Genomic DNA, 20567 nt, shown 5'->3' on the forward strand with positions numbered 1-20567 from the left:
AGTTTTGCCTGTCGGTGAATGCAACCGTTGCGGGCATCTTGACCCGACAAGCCAGTTTGTTCTTGCGCCGGAGGTGCTACGAAGTCAAACCGCGCAGCATTGCCGAAACAAAAAACATCTCAATCAGTTAACAGGCAAATGTGTGGCAAGGGCGTCGTGGAAGCGACGCATCTGCCGTTATTTGCGCGCCAGCAGCGCCTTGACCAATTTTTCATCCACCGTGCCGGTCGCCGGCAGCTTGTTGTCGGTCTGGAAAGCCATGATCGCGGTCTTCGTCTTCTGGCCCATCCTGCCGTCGGCGTCGCCCGCATCGTAGCCATTCTTGTTGAGAATGCGCTGGATGTTCTCGACGGCCTTCTTCATGTCGACGCTGGCGGTCGTCTGCGGCGTGCCGTCCTGCCAGGATTCGGGAATGTCGACCGAATTGGCTGCCGCATCCAGCGGCTTGGCCTTCCACAGTTCGGCTGCGGCGCGGGCGCGTTCGAGCTGCTCGGGCCGCATCGCATTGGCGATCTCGTCTCGCTTGGCCGCAGCATCCTTGTCACCGGTCTTGGCGACGAGTGCGAACCATTTGTAGGATTCCTCAAGGTTCTGCTTCATGCCGACGCCCTTAGCGGCGAGGATGCCGAGGTTGAACTGGCTGTCCTTGACGCCGACGTCTGCCGCCGCCTGGAACCAGTGCGCGGCCGACTCATTGTCGGTGACGCCATCCGCGGCCATGGCGAACAGCACGGCCAGGTTGTGCATGGCGCTGGCGTTGCCCTGCTCGGCGGCCAGCTGGTACCAGGTCTTCGCCTTCTTGATGTCGCGCGCGACGCCAATGCCCTTCTCGAAGAAATTGCCGATGCGGTATTCGGCCGGCGCGAAGCCGAGTTCGGCCGACTTCTCGTACCATTTGGCGGCTGCCGCCATGTCTTCCTTGACGCCACGCGATTCGGCGTAGCGCGAACCGACCTCGAACAGCGCCTTGGCGTCGCCACCGGCAGCGGCATCGCGCAAGGCGAGCGGGCCGACGTCGGTGGGAATGTCGAACTTGGCCGTGGCCGCCGCCGGCGAAGCGTCCGCCGGTGGAACCGCGCCTGTCGTGTCCTTGGCAGTGTTCGGCTCGGCCGTCGTAGGCTGGGTGCCGGTATCGGCATCGGTCGCTTCCGGGACAACAGCCGGACCAGCCGGTAGCGCAGCAGCCGAAGCTGTCATGTCGGGCGCTGTCGGGCTTGCGTCGGCGGGCGTCGCCGAAGCAACAGGCGCAAGAGTTGGCTCGGCTGTCGGTGCCGAACCCATCGAAGGCTCGATGCTTGGCGGCGTGGCCATCGTGCCTTGCGCGGCCATGTCATCCTTGGCTGCCGGTTCGGACGGCTCGGCCTGTCTGACGGCACGGGCCGGCGCGCTTTCCACGGCCTGCGGCTGAACGTCCGTCTTCGGCTGGCTATCGGTATCGACCGAGGCGGTTTGCACCGGTTGCGCGGCGACGATCGGCGCGGCGTCGTTGCTCGCCACCTGCGCCGGATCGGCGAAGAAGGCCTTGCCCAGTTGCAGGCCGGCGAGCGCCAGCATGATTGCGGCGGCTGCCATCAGGATCGGCTTGCGCCGCGCCTTGAGCAGGTCGCCGATCCGCAGTGCCTTCACGGGTCCGGTCATCGTCGACTGGCGCTTCAGCGCATCGGCCTCGGCGGCGGCGGCCTGCGCCGCGCGCCGCGCTGCAGCGATGAAATCCGATTTGGCGGCATCGGTGTCGCTTGGCTTGGCCGGCTGGCCGCGCTCGTCGCGCACACGCTTCATGATGGCATTGAGGTCAGGTGCGCCGGAGCCGGGCTCCAGCGGCCGGTTGGCCAATTTCGGGTCGAGCGGTTCGTCGAGGTCGACGCTCGGTGTCGGGGCAATCGGCGCCGAGCCGGCCAGAGGCGGAATGTCGGCCTCCTTCTTGCCCCTGAATGCGCGTGCCAGCCCGCCGAACAACGATTTGCGGCCGCCTGTCTGTTCGCTTTTCTCGGCGATGGTGTCGGAACTGAGGGCAGCCAGGGCCGCGGCAGCGGCGGCTTCGGCCGGTGAGCGCGTGCCCGGCTCATTGCGCAGGACGGCGGCGGCGCGGCCATCGAGATCGGCCATGTCCCCGGTCAGCGGCATCGGCTGATCGATATCCATCGACGGTGCCTCGACGGCCATCTTGGACCGCCGCGCACCGCGCCGGCTGTTCGGTTCGACCGCAGCCGCATCCAGGAGTTCGCTCACAGCCTCGACCGGTTCGCCGGGTTCCAGCGAACCCAGCCGGTCGACGATCTTGAGCAGCGTATCATGGATGGCTTCGAATGTTCTCGAATTGCGCTCGTCGGAGCGCCGCGTCAGCGTTTCGAGTGTCTTCAGGTCCTGGGCGAGGCCTGAAACGGCCGTCGCGTTGGCGCTCGAACCGGCCAGCGAACGCACCGCGTTCTCGGCCGCTTCGCGCGCCGCGCCGAGGATGGAATCGCGGGTTCCGGACAGCGACTTCTCGATCTCGTCGAGACGCGGGCTGATGTCCTCGAATTCCGGCAGCGGCGTGCTGGGCCTTGAAAGGTGGGCGGACAGGCCGGCGACCTGGGCCTCCAGGCTGCGGATCAGCGCCGGATCGATGCCGGCCACCTGCGCGGCCGATGCGTCCAGCCGGCTTGAAATATCCTCGAGCCGGCTTTCCAGGCCGCGGATCGCAGCTTCGCCCGCAGGATCGGGAGTGCGCGTTTCCAAGCGCTTGGCCAGCGCGGTGAAGCGGGCGTCGATGGCTTCCATGATGCCGGCGCTGTCGACGTGCGGCATGCGCTGGTCCAGCCTGTCGGCAACCTCGTCCAGCCGCCGCTCGAGATCGCGAAACAGCATGTTGCCCTGTTCGATGGCGTCACCCTGGCGCCGTTCCATCATGCCCGACAGCACGTCGAAGCGTTGCTCCAGGCCATGGAAGATATAGTCGGCGTCGGGCATCGCAGGTGCCTGGTCGATCTTGTCGGCGATGAGCGCGATCTGCTTGGCCAGGCGCTCCATCGCCTGCTCGGGCAGGTTGGCGCGGCCGGCGAGCTCGTCGACACGGCTCGACAGCGTGTTCAGCCGGTCCATGACAGCGTTGCCTGGCCGATCCTGCGCCACTTCCTCGATCTGTTGGGCAAGCGAGTCGATCCGCTTCTCGATGCGCTCGATAGCCTCGTGGTCGAATGTATTGGCTTGCGCGGCAATCGTCGAGGCGACGATGGCGCGGGAAATCTCGTCCAGCCGCTCGTCGATCATGCCAAGCGTGTCGCTGCCACGATTGTCCTGCTGGCTGGCGAAATGATCGACGGCGCCAGCAAGCGTGCGCACCTTTTCCTCGAGCGAGCGCAGCGACAGCGATTCCGGAAGATTGTTGACGGCGTTGCTGATCTGCTCCAGCCGGTCGGTCAGCATTGATAGGCCGGGGTCGTCGGAGCGCTTGCGCTGGTCGGCGTCGACGCGATCCTCGAAGGCCGTCCAGCGGCGATCGAAATCGTCCCAGCGGCGGTCCACCTTCTGCACGCTCTCCTCGCGCGCCAGCGTGTCGAGCGCGGCCTTGACCTGTTCGAGTTCGAGCCGCAGCATGTTGACGCTTCTGTCGTCGCTCTTCTCGGCCAGTGTCTGGATGGCGCCGGAGAGCCGCTCGAATTCGAGGCCGAGTTCGGCGCTTCCCTTGGCCGTGCCAGGCTTGGCGCCCGACTGGAAAGCCCGCTCGATGTCCTTGCGCAGAGCTTCGAATTCCCGCTGCAGTCCGGCCGTCATCTGGTGGCGCAGTTCCTCGCGCATGCCGCGCAACTCGCCGGCGATCTTGCCGACCATGGCGACGCCGTCCTCTTGGCCACGCACGCGATCGATGTCGCGGGCGATGGCCTGGTAATTCTGCCCGAAGGCGGCTGCGGGCTGCGCCGGGCTCGTCGGGCGCGGCGCCGGCTGCGGGTCCTCGTACCACCGCTGCTGACCGGCCGGTTGGGCGGCGGGATAGCGCGCATCGGCCCCGTATTGGCGGGGCTCGGGACGTGCCAGCGGGTCCTCGCGCGTACGCTCCAGCCGCTGCTCCAGCGTTTCGAGGGAACGGTTCAACTGCTCGAGCGTGGTCTGCGGCCTGCGCTGCCTGCCGGCGTTGAGTGTATCGAGGTAGGACCGCTTGCTGTTCATCGGTGCGTCCGTCTTTCAGAATGGCTGGCTCGCGGCCAGTTCCCCCAAGTCCCTGTCGGAACGAGGCGACAGCGGCTATGCCGCGGTGGAAGACGAGCTTCCCGGGCTCTCACCCGCGCTCCGAAAAACCGTGAAAAATTCGATACAGGATAACCACGGGTAGCCGACGCGCCCACATTTCGCCCAACGTGGTAAACAACGCGTTAACCAAACTTAAGAAGTTGCAAGGATGTCGGATACCGGCCTGACGGTGCGGCATAAAGCTCGGCGCGCAGAACGCCCTTGCGTCATGAGGCGGCTATCGGTATAGAATTGACGTAAACGTAAAAGGCGCCTTGAGCGAGCTTTTGCGATTTGTTTGTTGAAACCACGACCGGAAGCAAGCCCCCGCTTCCAGTCAGGCGACGCAGGGTCCAGGACCGCGACGCCACCAGACGGGGAAAGCCAGTGACCATGAAGCTTATCTCGGCCGGCGAGACCGCGGCCAATACCAACAATATGTCTGTCGAAACCGGCGAGGACCTTGTCCGCATCGGCGAGATGGCCAAGAAATATGGAGTGACGCTGCGCACGCTGCGTTTCTATGAAGACAAGGGCCTGCTCAACCCGCAGCGCGACGGTTCGACCCGTCTCTATACGCGCCGCGACAAGGCCCGGCTGAAGCTGATCCTGCTTGGCCGCAAGGTTGGGTTCTCGCTGCGCGACGTCAAGCAGATGATGGACCTCTACGATCCGACCGGCTCCAACACCAAGCAGCTGCGGCTGGCGCTGGACAAGTCGGAAAAGCAGCTTGCCCGGCTGCAGAAGCAGCGGGCGCTGATCGATGACGCCATCAACGAGCTGAGCGGTTCGATGTCGGCGGTGCGCCAGATGCTGGCCGAGCGTTCGGCGCCCCAGGCGAGCGTCGCGGGCTAGCTCATCCGCTGACTGTCTGACTATCAAAGCCGCGTGGCCCTGCCGCGCGGCTTTCGTCGTCTTGGCAACGCCACAATCAGCCTCTCGCCGCTAGCTTGTGCAATACCTCGTCGCTACGTTCACCGCGCGGTGGGCGGGAAATCTTGTCGCATCGAAAAATTGACGTTTACGCAAACGTCAATTTTTGCTATCCCGCTCGCAACATGGGTCCGCATGCCACCCTGGCTGACTTCGGGGGCTTTCGGATCAGGTCTGCAGGGTGGAGAAAAAGCATGCCGACATACAGGGCTCCGGTCCAGGATACGCTGTTCGTGCTCAACGAGGTGCTGGGCTACCAGCGCTATTCGAACCTTCCCGGATTTGCCGACGCCACGCCCGATGTGCTGGAGGCTATCCTCGCCGAAGGCGCCAAGCTTGCCGAAAACGTCATGCATCCGCTGAACCGTGTCGGCGACTTGGAAGGCTGCGTGCGCCATGACGACGGCTCGGTGACGACGCCGAAAGGCTTCAAGGAGGCTTTCGACCAGTATCGTGAGGGTGGCTGGATGGGCCTCGCTGCACCGGTCGAGTTCGGCGGCCAGGGGCTGCCCTACGCGGTACACACCGCCGTCGCCGAATATATGGTGTCGGCCAACATGTCGCTGATGATGTATGCGGGCCTGACGCAAGGCGCGATCGCGGCGATCATCACCCACGGCACCGACGAGCAGAAAGCCAAGTGGCTGCCGAGGATGGTCGAAGGTGCCTGGACCGGCACCATGAACCTGACCGAGCCGCATTGCGGTACCGATCTTGGTCTGCTGCGAACCAAGGCGGTGCCGAATGGCGATGGCACCTACAAGATTTCTGGCCAGAAGATCTTCATCTCGGCCGGCGAGCACGACATGTCGGACAACATCGTCCATCTGGTGCTGGCCCGCATCGAGGGCGCGCCGGAAGGCGTCAAGGGCATCTCGCTGTTCATCGTACCGAAGCTTAAGCTCGACGGCTCCGGCAATCCGGGCACGAGGAACACCGTCTCCTGCGGCTCGATCGAGGAGAAGATGGGTATCCACGGCAACTCGACCTGCGTCATGAACTATGACGAGGCCGAAGGCACGCTGCTCGGCGAGGCCAATGGTGGCTTGAAGGCGATGTTCACGATGATGAACGAGGCCCGCCTTGGTGTTGGCCTGCAAGGGCTGTCGCTGTCGGAGATCGCCTACCAGAACGCCGCCGCTTATGCCAAGGACCGCTTGCAGGGCCGCTCGCTGTCGGGGCCGAAGGCGCCGGACAAGAAGGCCGACCCGATCATCGTCCATCCCGACATCCGCCGCAGCCTGATGACCATGAAGGCCTTCAACGAGGCCGGCCGCGCGCTGGCGCTGTGGACGGCGATCAAGTCCGACATCGCCCACCGCTCGGGCGACGACAAGGACCGCCAGGCCGCCGACGACTACACCGGCCTGATGACGCCGGTGGTCAAGGGCGTGCTCACCGACAAGGGGTTCGACCACGCTGTGATGGCGCAGCAGGTGTTCGGCGGTCACGGCTACATCGAAGAGCACGGCATGAGCCAGTTCGTGCGCGATGCCCGCATCGCCATGATCTATGAAGGCGCCAACGGCATCCAGGCCCTCGATCTCGTCGGCCGCAAGCTCGGTTTGAATGGCGGCCGCGCCGTGCAGGCCTTCTTCAAGGAGGTCGGCGAATTCTGCGAGGAAAACCGTTCCGACGAGAAGATGGCGCCGTTCACGAAGGCGCTGAAGAAGGGCCTCAACGACCTGCAGGCCGCCACCATGTGGCTGCTGCAGAACGGCATGGCCAAGCCCGACAATGCCGGCGCCGCCTCGACCGATTTCATGCATCTCTTCGGCCTTGTGGCGCTGGGCTACATGTGGGCGCAGATGGTCAAGGCGGCGCTTGGCAAGACGGGGGCCAACGGTTCGCAGTCCTTCTACGACAACAAGGTTGTGACGGCGCGCTTCTTCATGGAGCGGATCATGCCGGAAACCGGCGCTCACCTCGCCCGCATTTCGAGCGGTGCCGACACGCTGATGGCTCTGCCGGCGGAAGCGTTCTAAGTTCGAACGCCGGCACCGCCGGCCTTGTCTGTCGATACGCGGAGGAAATCGTGGCGACAAATCCCGCCGAAGTGCTCTCTTTGCCGAAGCCCGCCTGGGCCGCGGACGAGGTCGGCATGCTCTACGACATGGCGCACCGCTTCATGTCGGAGGAAATCGCGCCGCGCTACGATGAATTCGAGAAGAACGAGATGGTCGACCGCGAGAGCTGGTTGAAGGCCGGCGCTGCCGGTCTGCTCTGCGCCTCGATGCCGGAGGAATATGGCGGCTCGGGTGGTACCTTCGCGCATGAGAGCGCCATCATCGAGGCCATCGGCCATGTCGGTGTCGATGGTTTCGGCATCGGCCTGCACAATTCGATCGTCGCCCCTTACATCCTCCACTACGGCTCTGAAGAGCAGAAGAAGAAATGGCTGCCGAAGCTGGCGACCGGCGAGTTGATCGGCGCCATCGCCATGACCGAGCCAGGTGCCGGCTCCGACCTGCAAGGCGTCAAGACGCGAGCCGAGAAGGATGGCAACCAGTACAAGATCAACGGTTCCAAGACCTTCATCACCAATGGCCAGCTTGCCAACTTCATCATCGTCGTCACCAAGACCGATCCGGAGAAGGGCGCCAAGGGCACCTCGCTGATCGTTGTCGAGACCGATGAGGTCGAAGGCTTCCAGCGCGGCCGCAACCTCGACAAGATCGGCTTGAAGGCCAACGACACCTCGGAACTCTTCTTCAACGATATGCGCGTGCCGACCTCCAACCTGCTCGGCCATGAGGAAGGGCAGGGTTTTGTCCAGCTGATGCAGCAATTGCCGCAGGAGCGGCTGCAGATCGGCACCGGGGCGATTGCCATGATCGAGCGCGCCCTGGCGCTGACCATCGACTACGTCAAGGAGCGCAAGGCGTTCGGCAAGGCGATCATCGAATTCCAGAACACCCAGTTCAAGCTGGCCGAGCTCAAGACCGAGGCAACCATCGGCCGCGTCTTCTACAATGATTGTGTGACCCGTCACATCGCCGGTGGCCTCGACCCGGTGACGGCGTCGATGGCCAAATACTGGCTCAGCGACCTGCAAGGAAAAGTCGTCGACGAATGCCTTCAATTGCATGGCGGCTATGGCTACATGAATGAATACCCGATCGCCCGCATGTTCCGCGACGCTCGCGTCCAGCGCATCTACGGCGGCACCAACGAGATCATGAAATTGCTGATCGGACGCTCGCTCTAATGCATGTCGCCCAAAAGTGGTCCCGGTTTTGGGAGATCGACATGCATCAGTCTAAATCCGTTCGATAAACCCAAGGAGCAAAAGATGGCCGAAGCTTATGTCTATGATGCTGTGCGCACGCCGCGCGGCAAGGGCAAGAAGGACGGATCGCTGCACGAGGTGCCGGCGGTGCGGCTTGCCGCCAAGACGCTCGAAGCATTGCGCGATCGCAACGGGCTCGACACCGGCAATGTCGACGACATCATCTTCGGCTGCGTCGATCCGGTCGGCGAGGCGGGCTCGGTCATTCCGCGCGCCGCTGCCTTCGAGGCCGGCTATGACACCAAGGCGCCTGGCATGCAGATCTCGCGCTTCTGCGCATCGGGCCTCGACGCCATCAATTTCGGTGCCGCCAAGATCGCGCAGGGCGCCGACGACATCGTCATCGCCGGCGGCGTCGAATCGATGTCTCGCGTCGGCATGGGCGCCTCAGGCGGTGCCTGGTTCATGGACCCTTCGGTCGGCCTGCCCGGCTGGTTCGTGCCGCAAGGCATTTCGGCCGACTTGATCGCGACCAAATACGGCTTTTCGCGCGACGACGTCGACGCCTATGCGGTGGAGAGCCAGAAGCGGGCGGCAAAGTCCTGGGCCGATGGCCGTTTCAAGAAGTCCGTCATCCCGATCAAGGACCAAAACGGTCTGACCATCCTCGACCATGACGAGCATATGCGCCCGTCGACCGACATGCAGTCGCTGGCCTCGCTCAACCCTTCCTTCGTCATGCCTGGCGAAATGGGCGGTTTCGATGCCGTCGCGGTGCAGAAGCACCCGGAGGTGGAAGAGGTCAATCACGTCCACCATGCCGGCAATTCGTCCGGCATCGTCGATGGCGCTGCCGCTGTTCTGCTCGGCTCGAAGAAGGCCGGCAAGGCGATGGGGCTGAAGCCGCGTGCTCGCATCCGTACCTTCGCCAACATCGGCTCCGAGCCGGTGCTGATGCTGACCGGCCCGGTCGACGTCACCGAGAAGCTGTTGAAGCGTGCCAAGATGAAGCTGTCGGATATCGACCTGTTCGAACTCAACGAGGCCTTCGCCTCGGTGGTGCTGCGCTACATGCAGGCCTTCGATATCGAGCACGACAAGATCAACGTCAATGGCGGCGCCATCGCCATGGGCCATCCGCTCGGCGCCACCGGGGCGATGATCTTCGGCACGGTGCTGGACGAACTTGAGCGCCGCGATCTCAACACCGCACTGGTAACGCTGTGCATCGGTGCCGGCATGGGCACCGCAACGATTATCGAACGCGTCTGACAGGGGAGAGAAATCATGAGCTACACCAATTTCACCCTCGACACGGACGCCGACGGCATTGCGCTGGTCACCTGGGACATGCCGGGCCGCTCTATGAACGTCTTCACCGAAGAGGCGATGCGGGAACTGAACGCCATCGTCGACACGGTGGCGGGCGATGCCGCCATCAAGGGGGCGGTGATCACCTCCGGCAAGGACACCTTCTCCGGCGGTGCAGACATCACCATGCTGCAGAAGATGCTGACCACCTTTGCCACCGAAAAGGACAAGGATGTCGAAAAGGCCACCAAGGCGCTGTTCGACAATGCCGGCACTATGACCGGCCTGTTCCGCAAGCTGGAAACGTCGGGCAAGCCCTGGGTGTCTGCGATCAACGGCACCTGCATGGGCGGTGCCTTCGAATTGTCGCTCGCTTGCCACGGCCGTGTCGCGGCCGATAGCGACAAGGTCAGGATGGCGCTTCCCGAAGTGAAGATCGGCATCTTCCCGGGCGCCGGCGGCACCCAGCGCGTGCCGCGGCTGACCGATCAGCAGCAGGCGCTGCAGATGCTGACCTCCGGCCAGGCGCTGTCGCCGCAGAAGGCCAAGTCGATGGGCCTGATCCATGAGATCGCCGAACCGGCCAAGCTGGTCGACACCGCCAAGGCGATGATCAGGAACGGCTTGAAGCCGGTGGCGCCGTGGGACGAGAAGGGCTTCAAGCTGCCCGGAGGCCAGATCTATTCGCCAGCCGGCTTCAATCTGTGGCCGCCGGCCATCGCGATCCTGCGCCGCGAGACCTATGGCAACTATCCAGCTGCCGCCGCGATCCTGAAATGCGTCTATGAAGGCCTGCTGGTGCCGTTCGACACGGCCTTGCGCATCGAGCAGCGCTATTTCACCGAGATCATGCAGACCCAGGAAGCGGCGGCGATGATTCGCTCGCTGTTCGTATCGCTGCAGGAACTGAACAAGGGCGCGCGTCGTCCGGCCGGTGTGCCGGATACCAAGTTCAAGAAGATCGGCATTCTCGGCGCCGGCTTCATGGGCGCCGGCATCGCCTATGTCACCGCCAAGGCCGGCATTCCGGTGGTTCTGCTCGACCGCGACATGGAGTCGGCCGCCAAGGGCAAGGCGCATTCCGACAGCCTGGTCTCGGATCAGGTGAAGAAGGGCCGCGCCAAGCCGGAGGAGAAGGACAAACTTCTGTCGCTGATCACGCCGACGGCCGACTATGCCGACCTTGCCGGTTGCGACCTGGTGGTCGAAGCGGTGTTCGAGGATTCCGCCGTCAAGAAGAGCGCCACCGAGCAGGCGGAAGCGGTGCTTAAAGCCTCGGCGATCTTCGCCTCCAACACCTCGACCATTCCGATTTCGTCTCTGGCCAAGAATTCGGCGCGGCCGAAGAACTTCATCGGCATCCACTTCTTCTCGCCGGTCGATAGGATGATGCTGGTCGAGATCATTTTGGGCAAGAAGACCGGCGACAAGGCGCTCGCGACAGCCATCGATTTCGTCCGTGCCATCAAGAAGACGCCGATTGTCGTCAACGACACCCGCGGCTTCTACGTCAATCGCTGCGTGCTGCGTTACATGTCGGAAGCCTACAAGATGCTGATCGAAGGCGTGCCTGCGCCCATGATCGAGAATGCGGCAAAGGCCGCCGGCATGCCAGTTGGCCCGCTAGCTCTGACCGACGAGACGGCCATCGACCTCGCGCAGAAAATCATGAAGCAGACCATGCGCGATCTCGGCGACGCCGCCGTCGACCAGAAGCAGATGGCGCTGATCAACACAATGGTCGACGACCATGGCCGCTTCGGCCGCAAGAACGGCAAGGGTTTTTACGACTATCCCGCCAAGCCGGCCAAGAAGAAGCTGTGGCCGGGCCTGAAGAATCTCTATCCGCAGCTTGCGGCCGAGAAGGTCGATTATGAAGAGCTACAGCAGCGGCTGCTGGTCACCATCGCGCTGGAAGCGGCCAGGGTGATGGAAGAGGGTATCGTCACCGATCCGCGTGAGGCCGATGTCGGCTCGATCCTGGCCTTCGGCTTCGCGCCCTTCACCGGCGGCGCGCTGTCCTATATCGACGGTATCGGCGCCAAGGCATTCGTCAAGATCGCCAAGAAGCTTCAGAAGAAATACGGCGCCGAATTCAAGGCGCCCAAGCTGCTGCTCGATATGGCCGAAAAGGGCGAGACCTTCTACGAGCGCTTCAATCCCTACTCCAAGGGTGACGTGAAGCAGGCAGCCTGACACTGGTCGATCCATGTTTGGGCGCGACGGCCGTAGCCCTTTGGTTTGCGCATGATGGCCACGGCACACAGCCGTGGCCGGCGCGCTTTGGCTTTCCCATGCGGTCCGTCGGTGATAAATTAGCTTTTGCTAACTTAAAGTTGGCAGAAGGACGTAATCGTCATGCGTATGATGCTGAGAGTTTCCATCCCGGCTGAGGAAGGCAACAAGGCGATCAAGAACGGCAGCATGGCCAAGTTCATCGAGCACACCTTGTCCGATCTCGGCCCGGAGGCCGCCTATTTCACCGCCGACGGTGGCCGGCGAACGGCCTATCTCGTCGTGGAGGTAAAGGACAGTTCGGATATGCCCTATGTCGCCGAGCGGTTCTTCTTCGCGTTCAATGCGAGCGTCGAGATGATCTCGGTGATGAACGCCGAGGAACTCAGGAAGGGCTTGCCGAGGGCGATGGCGGCGATGGCCGGATAGGCTCATCGGCGATCATTGGTGTCCGATCACTGGACCGCAGCGTTATCGCGGCGGCACGCAGTTCTGTCGGCGACGCGGCGGCTGCGCCCGGTGGACATGACGGCGGATGCGCGTTAGACAGGAAGAGGCATTTTTTCCTGTTTCGAGGAGAGCGAGATTGCTCTCGCATGACCGTGTCTGGGCTGCCATTGATGCTCTCGCCGAGCGCTATTCGCTGTCGGCTTCGGGGCTGGCCCGGCGCGCGGGGCTCGATTCGACGGCCTTCAACAAGTCGAAACGTCTGTCGTCAGATGGCCGGCCGCGCTGGCCTTCGACCGAATCGCTGGCCAAGATCATCGAGGCGACGGGCGCTACACTCGACGAATTCATCGGCCTGATCGAGGGCAGGGCCGGATCCGCATCGGTCGCCGGCAGGCGCTCCGTGCCGTTGCTCGGCTTTGCCCAGGCCGGCGCCGGCGGCTTCTTCGACGATGCCGGCTTCCCGGCCGGGCAGGGCTGGGACCTGGTCGAACTGCCGGCGCAATCGACCGAGAGCTCCTACGCGCTGCAGGTGCAAGGTGATTCCATGCTGCCGCTCTACCGCAATGGCGACGTCCTGATCGTCGAGCCGGGCGCCGTCACCCGCAAGGGCGACCGCGTCGTCGTCAAGACAACCGCCGGCGAAGTGATGGCCAAGGTGCTCGAGCGCCAGACCGTCAAGTCGATTGCACTGGTCTCGCTCAATCCCGATCATCCGGACCGCGACATTCCCATGCGCGATGTCGAATGGGTGGCGCGGATTGTCTGGGCAAGCCAGTAGGTCCGGCTGGTGCGGCTCCCTCATCTTGTCCTGGCAGTTCTGATGGTGCCGGCAATGGCCGCCATCGTCGTCGCCGGCGGTCGCACGCTGAAGGGAACCGAAGGCGTGGTGACGGTGGATCAGGTCGATCCGGGCGCCGAAACGATCTCGCATGAGGGCAACGAGACGGTGCCTGCAGAGCCGGCGACATCCGCCATAACCGCTCCGCAGCCGCCAAAGCCGGCGCCACATTCGAGGGCGATCGATCCTGAAATTATCGTACCACCGGAACTGCCCGCCGAAGGGCTTGAGCGCGTCGAGCCGCGCGAGCCCTTGAGCAAGCTGGCGCTGGCAGTGCCGCCCAAGCCGAAAATGCCCGACGACTGGAACGGGACAAAGTTGTTCCAGCCGGTCGCGCAGGCCGCCGGCCTGATCGAGGCCAAAGGCTACTCGGTCGCGGTGTCGGGCATCGACATCGTCAGGCAGGACGAGACCTGCAGCGATGACGGCAAATCCTGGCCGTGCGGCATCCGGGCGCGAACGGCGTTCCGCGCCTTCCTGCGTGGCCGCGCGGTGGTCTGCACCGTGCCGCCCGAGGGCGGTCGCGACCTGATCGCCGCCGAATGCCGGATCGGCAAGCAGGATGTCGGTCAATGGCTGGTCGAAAACGGCTGGGCTCGCGCCGCCAAGGGTGGGCCCTATGTCGAGGCCGGCGACAAGGCACGCACGACCAAGAAGGGCATTTTCGGGTCGCCGCCCAACCTTTCCGGCATGCCGGCGATGCCGGCCGCACCGAGCCCGGCGCCTCAGGCGCCGAGTTCGATCCTGGAAGAGGTCGACGGCGTGCTCAAGCCAGCTGACCAGCCAGCGCCCGCTCAATGAGCGCCCGCGTCTCGGCAATGCCATACAGCGCGGCGAACGAGCCGAAGCGCGGGCCGCGCTCCTGGCCGATCAGCACCTGGTAGATCATCTGGAAGAAGGCGCCCGACACGCCGGGGCCGCCTTCCGGGCTCTGCTTTGAGTGATCCTGATAGCGTTCGATCCTGCGTGCGACGTTGAGCGAAGCGTTCTGGATCGCTTCGCCCTTGGCGTCCGCCGGCAGCGCGCCAAGCGCCGTGTCGAGGGCCGCCAGCGCCTCGCGCTCGACCTCGTCGGCGGGGCGGAAGGTTTTCGTCGGCTTCACGAAATCGTCGAAATAGCGGATCGCATGGCCGACCAGCTGGTCGAGCTCGGGATGCGTCTTTGGCGTTACCCCCGCGGTATGGCGCGAAATGAAGCCCCACAGCACATCCTTGTTCTGCGCGTTGGAAGCGCTGACCAGGTTGAGCAGCAGCGAGAACGGCACCGGCATGTCGATGGCCGGCGGGTTGCCGTCATGCATATGCCAGACCGGGTTGCCCAGCCGCTCCTTCCAGTCCTGCCGCGGGTAAGCGGCAAGGAAGGTGTAATACTCGTCCACTGCTCTCGGGATGACATCGAAATACAGCTTCTTGGCCTGCCGCGGCCGCTGGTACATATAGAGCCCGAGGCTCTCGGTCGGCGCATAGGTCAGCCACTCGTCGATGGTCAGCCCGTTGCCCTTCGATTTCGAGATCTTCTGGCCGTTTTCGTCGAGGAACAGTTCATAGACGAAATGTTCCGGCGCGCGCCCGCCCAGGATATTGCAGATGCGGTCATAGACCACCGCATTGGTCTGGTGGTCCTTGCCGAACATCTCGAAATCGACGCCGAGCGCTGCCCAGCGCATGCCGAAATCCGGCTTCCACTGCAGCTTCACCCTGCCGCCGGTGATCGAAAGCGTGGTCTCGGTGCCTTCATCGTCGAAGGTGATGGTGCCGGCCTTGGCGTCGACATGCTTCATCGGCACGTAAAGCACGCGGCCGCTCTTCGGCGAAATCGGCAGGAACGGACTGTAGGTCGCCTGCCGCTCGGAGCCGAGCGTCGGCAGCATCACCGCCATGATCTGGTCATAGCGTTCGGCGGCGCGCAGCAGCATCGCGTCGAAGCGGCCCGACTTGTAATATTGCGTCGCGCTGGCGAACTCGTAGTCGAAGCCGAACGTGTCCAGGAAGCGGCAAAGCATCGCGTTATTGTGATCGGCAAAGCTCGGGTAATCGTCGCCGAACGGATTGGGCACCGACGACAGCGGCTTGTGCAAATGGGGCTCCAGCGCCGCACGATCCGGCACGTTGTCGGGGATCTTGCGCATGCCGTCCATGTCGTCGGAAAAGCACAGCAGCTTGGTCGCAACCTTGTCCTGCGTCAGGACGCGGAAGGCGTGCCGCACCATCGTCGTGCGCGCCACCTCGCCGAACGTGCCGATATGCGGCAGGCCGGACGGTCCGTAGCCGGTCTCGAACAGGATTGTTTCAGGAAAGTCGGTGCCCTTGTACCGTTCGATGATCTTCTTGGCTTCCTCGAACGGCCATGCCTTGCTCTCGGTCGCAGCCGCCAGCAGCTCGGGATTGAGATCGATGGTGTTTGATCCCGCCATGTCGCAGTTTTCCAAATAAATCGCCGGTGTTGCCCTGAGCAGGGGTTTTCAACCGGTCTCTAGGCGTGCGTGGCCGGAGCGTCAACGCGTGCGGCGCTTTTTCCTTGCGGTGCAGATACCACTTTCCTACCTTCGGAACCCATTCAAGGAGTATGGAATGCCGTTGCCGACGCCGCACGAAGCGCTGATCTACCTGATGGTCATCACCTCGGCTTCCGACCGCGACATGACCGATGTCGAGCTGGCCCGGATCGGCGACGTCGTCCGCTCGTGGCCGGTGTTCGAGGATTTCAATCGCGACCGGCTGGTCGGCGTCGCCCAGGCCTGCCAGAAGATGCTTAATGAAAAGGGCGGGCTGGAAGGCGTTCTTGCGCGGGTTGCCCAGGCCTTGCCGGAGCGCTTGCGCGACACCGCCTATGCCGCCGCCTTCGAAGTGGCCGCCGTCGATCTCGAAATGCGCATGGAAGAAGTCCGAGTGCTGCAGCTCATCCGCCGCCAGCTCGACCTCGACACCTTGACCGTCGCCGCGATCGGTCGTGCCGCCAAGGCGAGGCTGCGCACCCTGACCTAGGGCGCTGCCTTTCGGTGGCTAGAAGAAGCTGACCGGAAAATAGCGCAGATAGAATTCGGCGAACGTGCCCTTCATCGAGATCTCCTGCAGCGCGTAGTCGAACGCGGCGGCCAGTGCGGGGTCGTCCGCCCTGGTGGCGATGGCCATGCCCGAACCCAGATATTCGGGCGCCAGATAGGGACCGCCGGCAAAGCGGCAGCAGCCGGTCGCATCCGATCCGCCCAGCCAGAAGGCCAGCCGCATGCCGTCGCCGAAGGCGGCGTCGAGCTTGCCGGCCTTGAGATCGGCATAGAGATCTTCCGGCCTGTCGAAGGGGACGATCTGACCGGTGTTGAAATAGTCGCGCAGCATGCGCTCATGCGCCGAGCCGGCGAGCACGCCGACACGCTTGCCGCGCAATTTGTCGAAGACCGGTTCGGTCAGGTCCTTGCTCTTCTGTATGACGAAGCGAGCCGGGAACTGCAGGTAGGAGCGCGAGAAGGCATAGGTCGAGCGAGATTCGGGCGTTGCGGCGATTCCGGCGATGATCGCTTCGCCCTCACCTTTCTGCAGCGCGCCTTCGAGCTCTGCCCAGGGCAGGGCCTGGATCTGGCATTTGTCAACGATACCAAGCTCGGCGCAGATGGCGCGTGCCAGATCGATATGGAAACCGGACAGTTTTCCCGACCCGTCGAGGAAATTGAATGGTGGAAAATCCGTGGTCGTCAGGAAGCGCAGCCGCGGCAGTGCCGAGAGGTCCGGTTTCGGCAGCCGCTCCTTGGCATCCCACAGTACCGGCACCTGCGGCTCGGCGGCTGGCGCTGTATTGGCGACCGACACTGCTGCGATCAGCAGCGACGCAAGAGCCAAAAACCTCCACTGGAACGCCACGATAAGACTCCGCCGCAGTCGTGTTGGCAGGTTTTGGTACGAAAATGACAAAGGTACAATGCTTTTTGATTTCAACGCGTCGATTTCAGGATATGCTTTAGGGAGTTTGCAAATAGCAGTGGCTGCCTTGGTTGGGGGACCAGGGTTGAGAACCACGACCGGAAACATGCGGTTTGCAATCCGTGGTCGGTGGTGAAGTGCAAACGAAGCACGCATCATTGGTCGCAATGCATGAGGCAACATAGGGTTGATGTTGCGATGGGTCAGTTCGATCGCACGCTGGAATTCATAGACCAACTGCAGCACGCCGGAACGGCGGCGGCAGTCTGCGAAACGTTGCTGGGTGTAACGTCGGATTTCGGGCTCACCGCGCTGATGGCGGGAACCGTGCCGCAGCCGGGCACGCCAAGCGGCCAGCAAAAGCAGCATGTGCTTCTCTGCGACTGGCCTGTTGAATGGCTGGAGCGCTATGTGGCGCGCAACTATGTCGATCACGACCCGGTCGTCAGCCACATGAAACAGCTGCAGGCGCCGTTCCAGTGGCGCGAAGCCTCACAGGGCGCCCGCATCGACAAAAGCAGCGGCGAAGTGATGGGCGATGCCGGCGCGTTCAAGCTGCGCGACGGATTGGCCTTCCCGCTGATCACGCTCGACGGCCAGATCGTCATGGTGTCGCTGGGTGGCGAGGCAGTCGAATTGTCGGCGGCCGAGTTCGGCCTGGTGTCGCTGGTGTCGACCTATGCGGTCGGCCGCGCCATGCAGCTCCACACGATGGCGAGCAACACCATCGATCACATCGTACTGACGCCGCGCGAACGCGAATGCCTGCAATGGGCCGCCGTCGGCAAGTCCGAGTGGGAGATTTCGCAAATCCTTGGCATCTCCGAACACACCTCGGAGAAACATCTTCTTAACGCCAAAAGCAAACTTGGTGCCGTCAACCGGGTTCAGGCGGTCGCGGAAGCGATAAGGCGGGGCTACATTAGTTAGGTCGGCCGTGCCGGCCTAGCAATTCTAGCCTACGCGATCACGCAATTTTCTCATCGAAGCACGGCCGTATCTTCCTCTGAAACCAGGAGATGACGGAATGCTTTTTTCTCTCACAACCCAAGAATTGATGGAACGCCCGGACCTTTGGGAGGCGGTCCATCGCCTGCGCTACAAGATATTCGTCGAGGAGATGGGATGGGAGGACCTCAGGCGCCCCGACGGGCTCGAATGCGATCAGTTCGATCATGACGAGGCCGTCCATCAAATCGTCATCAGGGGCAGTGAAGTCGCAGGCTACCAGCGGCTTTTGCCGACGACGCGGGCACATCTGCTGACCGAGGTGCTGACCGACCTCTTTGAAGGAACGCCGCCCTCCGGACCCAACATCTATGAGTTGACCCGCTATGCGGTCGCTCCAGGTTACCGCGATGGCCGTCGCGGCGTGTCAACCGTCGGCACCGAGCTGATCGCTGGCTTCGTCGAGTGGGGACTGAAGCGCAACGTCAACCAGGTGATCATCGAGTTCGAGCCGATGTGGGTGCTGCGCGCATTGCAGCTGCATTTCCTGGCGACCCCGCTGGGCTATCAGCGCACCTATGGCAACCAGCAGGTCGTAGCCACCTTGCTTACCTTCAACGAGCACACGCTCGATGTGGTGCGTTCGCGCCGCAATCATTTTGCTCCCGTGCTGACCAGGGGATACCCCGACATGCTCGGCCAAAGGCGTGCGTCGTGAAATCGGAGACAGTCATGAGCCCCCATCCGCAACCAGAACTCCGCAACCACACGCTAATGGTCACCGTATCGTCGAATGACGGCCGGCCTGTGCTGGACAGAAGAGCCTATGAAAGCCTGGCAAAGACCTTCCATCAAGCCGCCGACAATGAGGAGGTGCGCGTCGTCGTGCTGCGCGGCCTGTCAGGCTGCTTCTGTCTCGGAGGCGATTTCTCCGAATTCCTCGACGCCACAAAGCACCAGAAACTGATCGCCGCCGTCACCGATCTGTTTCGCACGCTGGCGACGTTTCCCAAACCCATCCTAGCCTGCGTCGATGGCGATGCCGTCGGCGTCGGCTGCACGATCCTGTTCCATTGCGACATGGTGATCGCGTCCGATCAAAGCACGTTCCGGGTGCCGTTCGTCGATTTCGGCCTGGTCCCGGATGCCGCGACCAGCATCCTGGCGCCGCAGAAACTCGGCTATGCCGGAGCTTTCCGCTTCTTCTGCCTCGGCGACACGCTTCGCGCCGAGGATGCCAGGGCGCTCGGCCTCGTCGCCGAGATCGTGCCGGGCGGCACCGTCGAAGACGCGGCCCTCGGCCGGGCGAGGCAGCTTGTCAAGAAGCCGGTCGCCGCCTTGCTGCAGACGCGGGGTCTACTCAAAGGCAACACCAGCGCGCTGTGCGACCGTATCGATCAGGAGATTTCGCTTTTCCAGCAGGCGCTGCAGGATGACACCACGCTGCGGCGATTGCAGCGCATAGCCCGGCTGGTGGCTTGAACGGTCGACCGAAAGGCCTCGATGACGAAAGCGCCGCGCGGCCTCTGGCTGCGCGGCGCAAAGGACGTCAGTCTTGCTTTCCCAGAAACGACGGCCCTTCGCCGATGATCTTCCTGTCTTCCTTGCCTATGATGTCGAGATCGCGCCCGTCATAGGGCAGCGACAGGAGGATGCGCCGAATGACCGCCAGCCGCGCGCGCCGCTTGTCATTGGCCCGTATGATGATCCACGGCGCGAATTCCTTGTGGGTGCGCTCGAACATGGTGTCGCGGACCTTGGTGTAGTCGTCCCACTTGGTGATGCCGGCAACGTCGATCGGCGAAAACTTCCAGCTTTTCAGGGGGCTGAAGCGGCGATCGTGAAAGCGCTCGAGCTGCGTCTCCCGGCCGATGTTCAGCCAGAATTTGAAGAAGTGGATGCCGTCATTGGCGATCATACGTTCGAAATGCGGTGTCTCGTCGAGAAACTGCTCGTGCTGCTGCGGCGTGCAAAAACCCATCACCGGCTCGACGCCGGCGCGGTTGTACCAGGAGCGATCGAAGGTGAGGAACTCACCCGATGTCGGAAAATGGTCGACATAGCGCTGGAAGTACCACTGCCCCTGCTCTGTCGGAGTCGGCTTGGTCAGCGCCACGTTGCGCGCGGTACGAGGGTTGAGATACTGGCGCAGCACGAAGATCGTGCCGCCCTTGCCGGCGGCGTCGCGGCCCTCGAACAGCGCCATCACCCGTTTGCCGGTCGACTGCAGCCATGCCTGCGCCTTGACCAGCTCGATCTGCAATTTCTCGAGCGTCTCGTCATACTCGTCGCTTTTCATCTTCTTGTCGTAGGGGTAACCGCCGGCGGTCAGCTTTTTGTCTTCGACCCAATCGGGAAGCACGGGATTTTCAATATCGAACTCCCGCTCCTTGCCGTCGATCCTGATCTTCAGCGGACCCGAAGTCGGGGCGGCGGGAGTTTCCTTGGCTTTTTTCATCGAGACGAACCCTTTTCTGCTTCCGGACTCATGCTATTGGGAGCC

16 protein-coding genes are annotated in these 20567 nt (G+C 63.1%); 12 read left to right on the plus strand and 4 right to left on the minus strand.

Features of this window, described 5'->3' with window-relative positions:
- Nucleotides 1–177 precede the first annotated feature (177 nt).
- Complete coding sequence (locus tag HNQ71_RS30935) at nucleotides 178–4146, minus strand: peptidoglycan-binding protein (protein WP_184877646.1); 3969 nt, start codon at nucleotides 4144–4146, stop codon at nucleotides 178–180.
- Nucleotides 4147–4599: 453 nt separating this feature from the next.
- Between HNQ71_RS30935 and HNQ71_RS30940 the strand changes: the two genes are divergently transcribed.
- The 8 genes from HNQ71_RS30940 (at nucleotide 4600) to HNQ71_RS30975 (ending at nucleotide 14003) form a co-directional block, all read left to right on the plus strand.
- Complete coding sequence (locus HNQ71_RS30940) at nucleotides 4600–5061, plus strand: MerR family transcriptional regulator (protein ID WP_095082335.1); 462 nt, start codon at nucleotides 4600–4602, stop codon at nucleotides 5059–5061.
- A 272-nt stretch (nucleotides 5062–5333) separates the two neighbouring features.
- Nucleotides 5334–7124: an acyl-CoA dehydrogenase gene (locus HNQ71_RS30945; protein WP_184877648.1), complete on the plus strand. Its 1791-nt coding sequence runs from the start codon at nucleotides 5334–5336 to the stop codon at nucleotides 7122–7124.
- A 50-nt stretch (nucleotides 7125–7174) separates the two neighbouring features.
- Nucleotides 7175–8347 (plus strand): acyl-CoA dehydrogenase family protein, encoded by a 1173-nt coding sequence (locus HNQ71_RS30950; RefSeq protein ID WP_184877650.1) that lies wholly within the window; start codon nucleotides 7175–7177, stop codon nucleotides 8345–8347.
- 84 nt (nucleotides 8348–8431) lie between these two features.
- The gene (locus tag HNQ71_RS30955) at nucleotides 8432–9640 is read left to right on the plus strand and encodes an acetyl-CoA C-acetyltransferase (RefSeq protein WP_184877652.1); all 1209 of its coding nucleotides are present in this window, start codon (nucleotides 8432–8434) and stop codon (nucleotides 9638–9640) included.
- 15 nt (nucleotides 9641–9655) lie between these two features.
- On the plus strand, nucleotides 9656–11875 hold the full coding sequence (locus tag HNQ71_RS30960; RefSeq protein ID WP_184877654.1) for a 3-hydroxyacyl-CoA dehydrogenase NAD-binding domain-containing protein: 2220 nt from the start codon (nucleotides 9656–9658) through the stop codon (nucleotides 11873–11875).
- A gap of 162 nt (nucleotides 11876–12037) precedes the next feature.
- Entirely contained in the window at nucleotides 12038–12343 is a 306-nt protein-coding gene (locus tag HNQ71_RS30965) for a hypothetical protein (RefSeq protein ID WP_184877656.1), read from the plus strand.
- A 157-nt stretch (nucleotides 12344–12500) separates the two neighbouring features.
- Nucleotides 12501–13142 carry a S24 family peptidase gene (locus tag HNQ71_RS30970; RefSeq protein ID WP_184877658.1) on the plus strand — a complete coding sequence of 214 codons (642 nt, stop codon included), beginning with the start codon at nucleotides 12501–12503 and terminating at the stop codon, nucleotides 13140–13142.
- A gap of 9 nt (nucleotides 13143–13151) precedes the next feature.
- A complete protein-coding gene (locus HNQ71_RS30975; protein ID WP_425492283.1) occupies nucleotides 13152–14003 on the plus strand; it encodes a thermonuclease family protein in 852 nt (283 codons plus the stop codon).
- Here the strand turns inward: HNQ71_RS30975 and HNQ71_RS30980 are convergent.
- Nucleotides 13969–15615 carry a lysine--tRNA ligase gene (locus tag HNQ71_RS30980; protein ID WP_184877662.1) on the minus strand — a complete coding sequence of 549 codons (1647 nt, stop codon included), beginning with the start codon at nucleotides 15613–15615 and terminating at the stop codon, nucleotides 13969–13971. The genes HNQ71_RS30975 and HNQ71_RS30980 overlap by 35 nt on opposite strands.
- 157 nt (nucleotides 15616–15772) lie before the next feature.
- On the opposite strand from HNQ71_RS30980, the gene HNQ71_RS30985 reads away from it, so the two are divergent.
- Nucleotides 15773–16186 carry a tellurite resistance TerB family protein gene (locus HNQ71_RS30985; RefSeq protein WP_184877664.1) on the plus strand — a complete coding sequence of 138 codons (414 nt, stop codon included), beginning with the start codon at nucleotides 15773–15775 and terminating at the stop codon, nucleotides 16184–16186.
- Between the two features lie 18 nt (nucleotides 16187–16204).
- Here the strand turns inward: HNQ71_RS30985 and HNQ71_RS30990 are convergent, their stop codons facing one another.
- Nucleotides 16205–17056, minus strand: coding sequence for a transporter substrate-binding domain-containing protein (locus tag HNQ71_RS30990; RefSeq protein ID WP_184877666.1), 852 nt, complete (start codon nucleotides 17054–17056; stop codon nucleotides 16205–16207).
- A gap of 258 nt (nucleotides 17057–17314) precedes the next feature.
- Between HNQ71_RS30990 and HNQ71_RS30995 the strand changes: the two genes are divergently transcribed.
- From HNQ71_RS30995 to HNQ71_RS31005, 3 genes are all read left to right on the plus strand, one after another.
- The gene (locus HNQ71_RS30995) at nucleotides 17315–18046 is read left to right on the plus strand and encodes a helix-turn-helix transcriptional regulator (RefSeq protein ID WP_184877668.1); all 732 of its coding nucleotides are present in this window, start codon (nucleotides 17315–17317) and stop codon (nucleotides 18044–18046) included.
- 97 nt (nucleotides 18047–18143) lie between these two features.
- Nucleotides 18144–18782: an acyl-homoserine-lactone synthase gene (locus HNQ71_RS31000; RefSeq protein WP_184877670.1), complete on the plus strand. Its 639-nt coding sequence runs from the start codon at nucleotides 18144–18146 to the stop codon at nucleotides 18780–18782.
- 14 nt (nucleotides 18783–18796) lie between these two features.
- A complete protein-coding gene (locus tag HNQ71_RS31005) occupies nucleotides 18797–19546 on the plus strand; it encodes an enoyl-CoA hydratase-related protein (RefSeq protein ID WP_184877672.1) in 750 nt (249 codons plus the stop codon).
- A 67-nt stretch (nucleotides 19547–19613) separates the two neighbouring features.
- Here the strand turns inward: HNQ71_RS31005 and ppk2 are convergent, their stop codons facing one another.
- Nucleotides 19614–20522 carry a polyphosphate kinase 2 gene (gene ppk2, locus HNQ71_RS31010; protein WP_184877674.1) on the minus strand — a complete coding sequence of 303 codons (909 nt, stop codon included), beginning with the start codon at nucleotides 20520–20522 and terminating at the stop codon, nucleotides 19614–19616.
- Between the last annotated feature and the right edge of the window lie 45 nt (nucleotides 20523–20567).

This window comes from Mesorhizobium sangaii (assembly GCF_014207355.1).
Lineage (GTDB): Bacteria > Pseudomonadota > Alphaproteobacteria > Rhizobiales > Rhizobiaceae > Mesorhizobium > Mesorhizobium sangaii.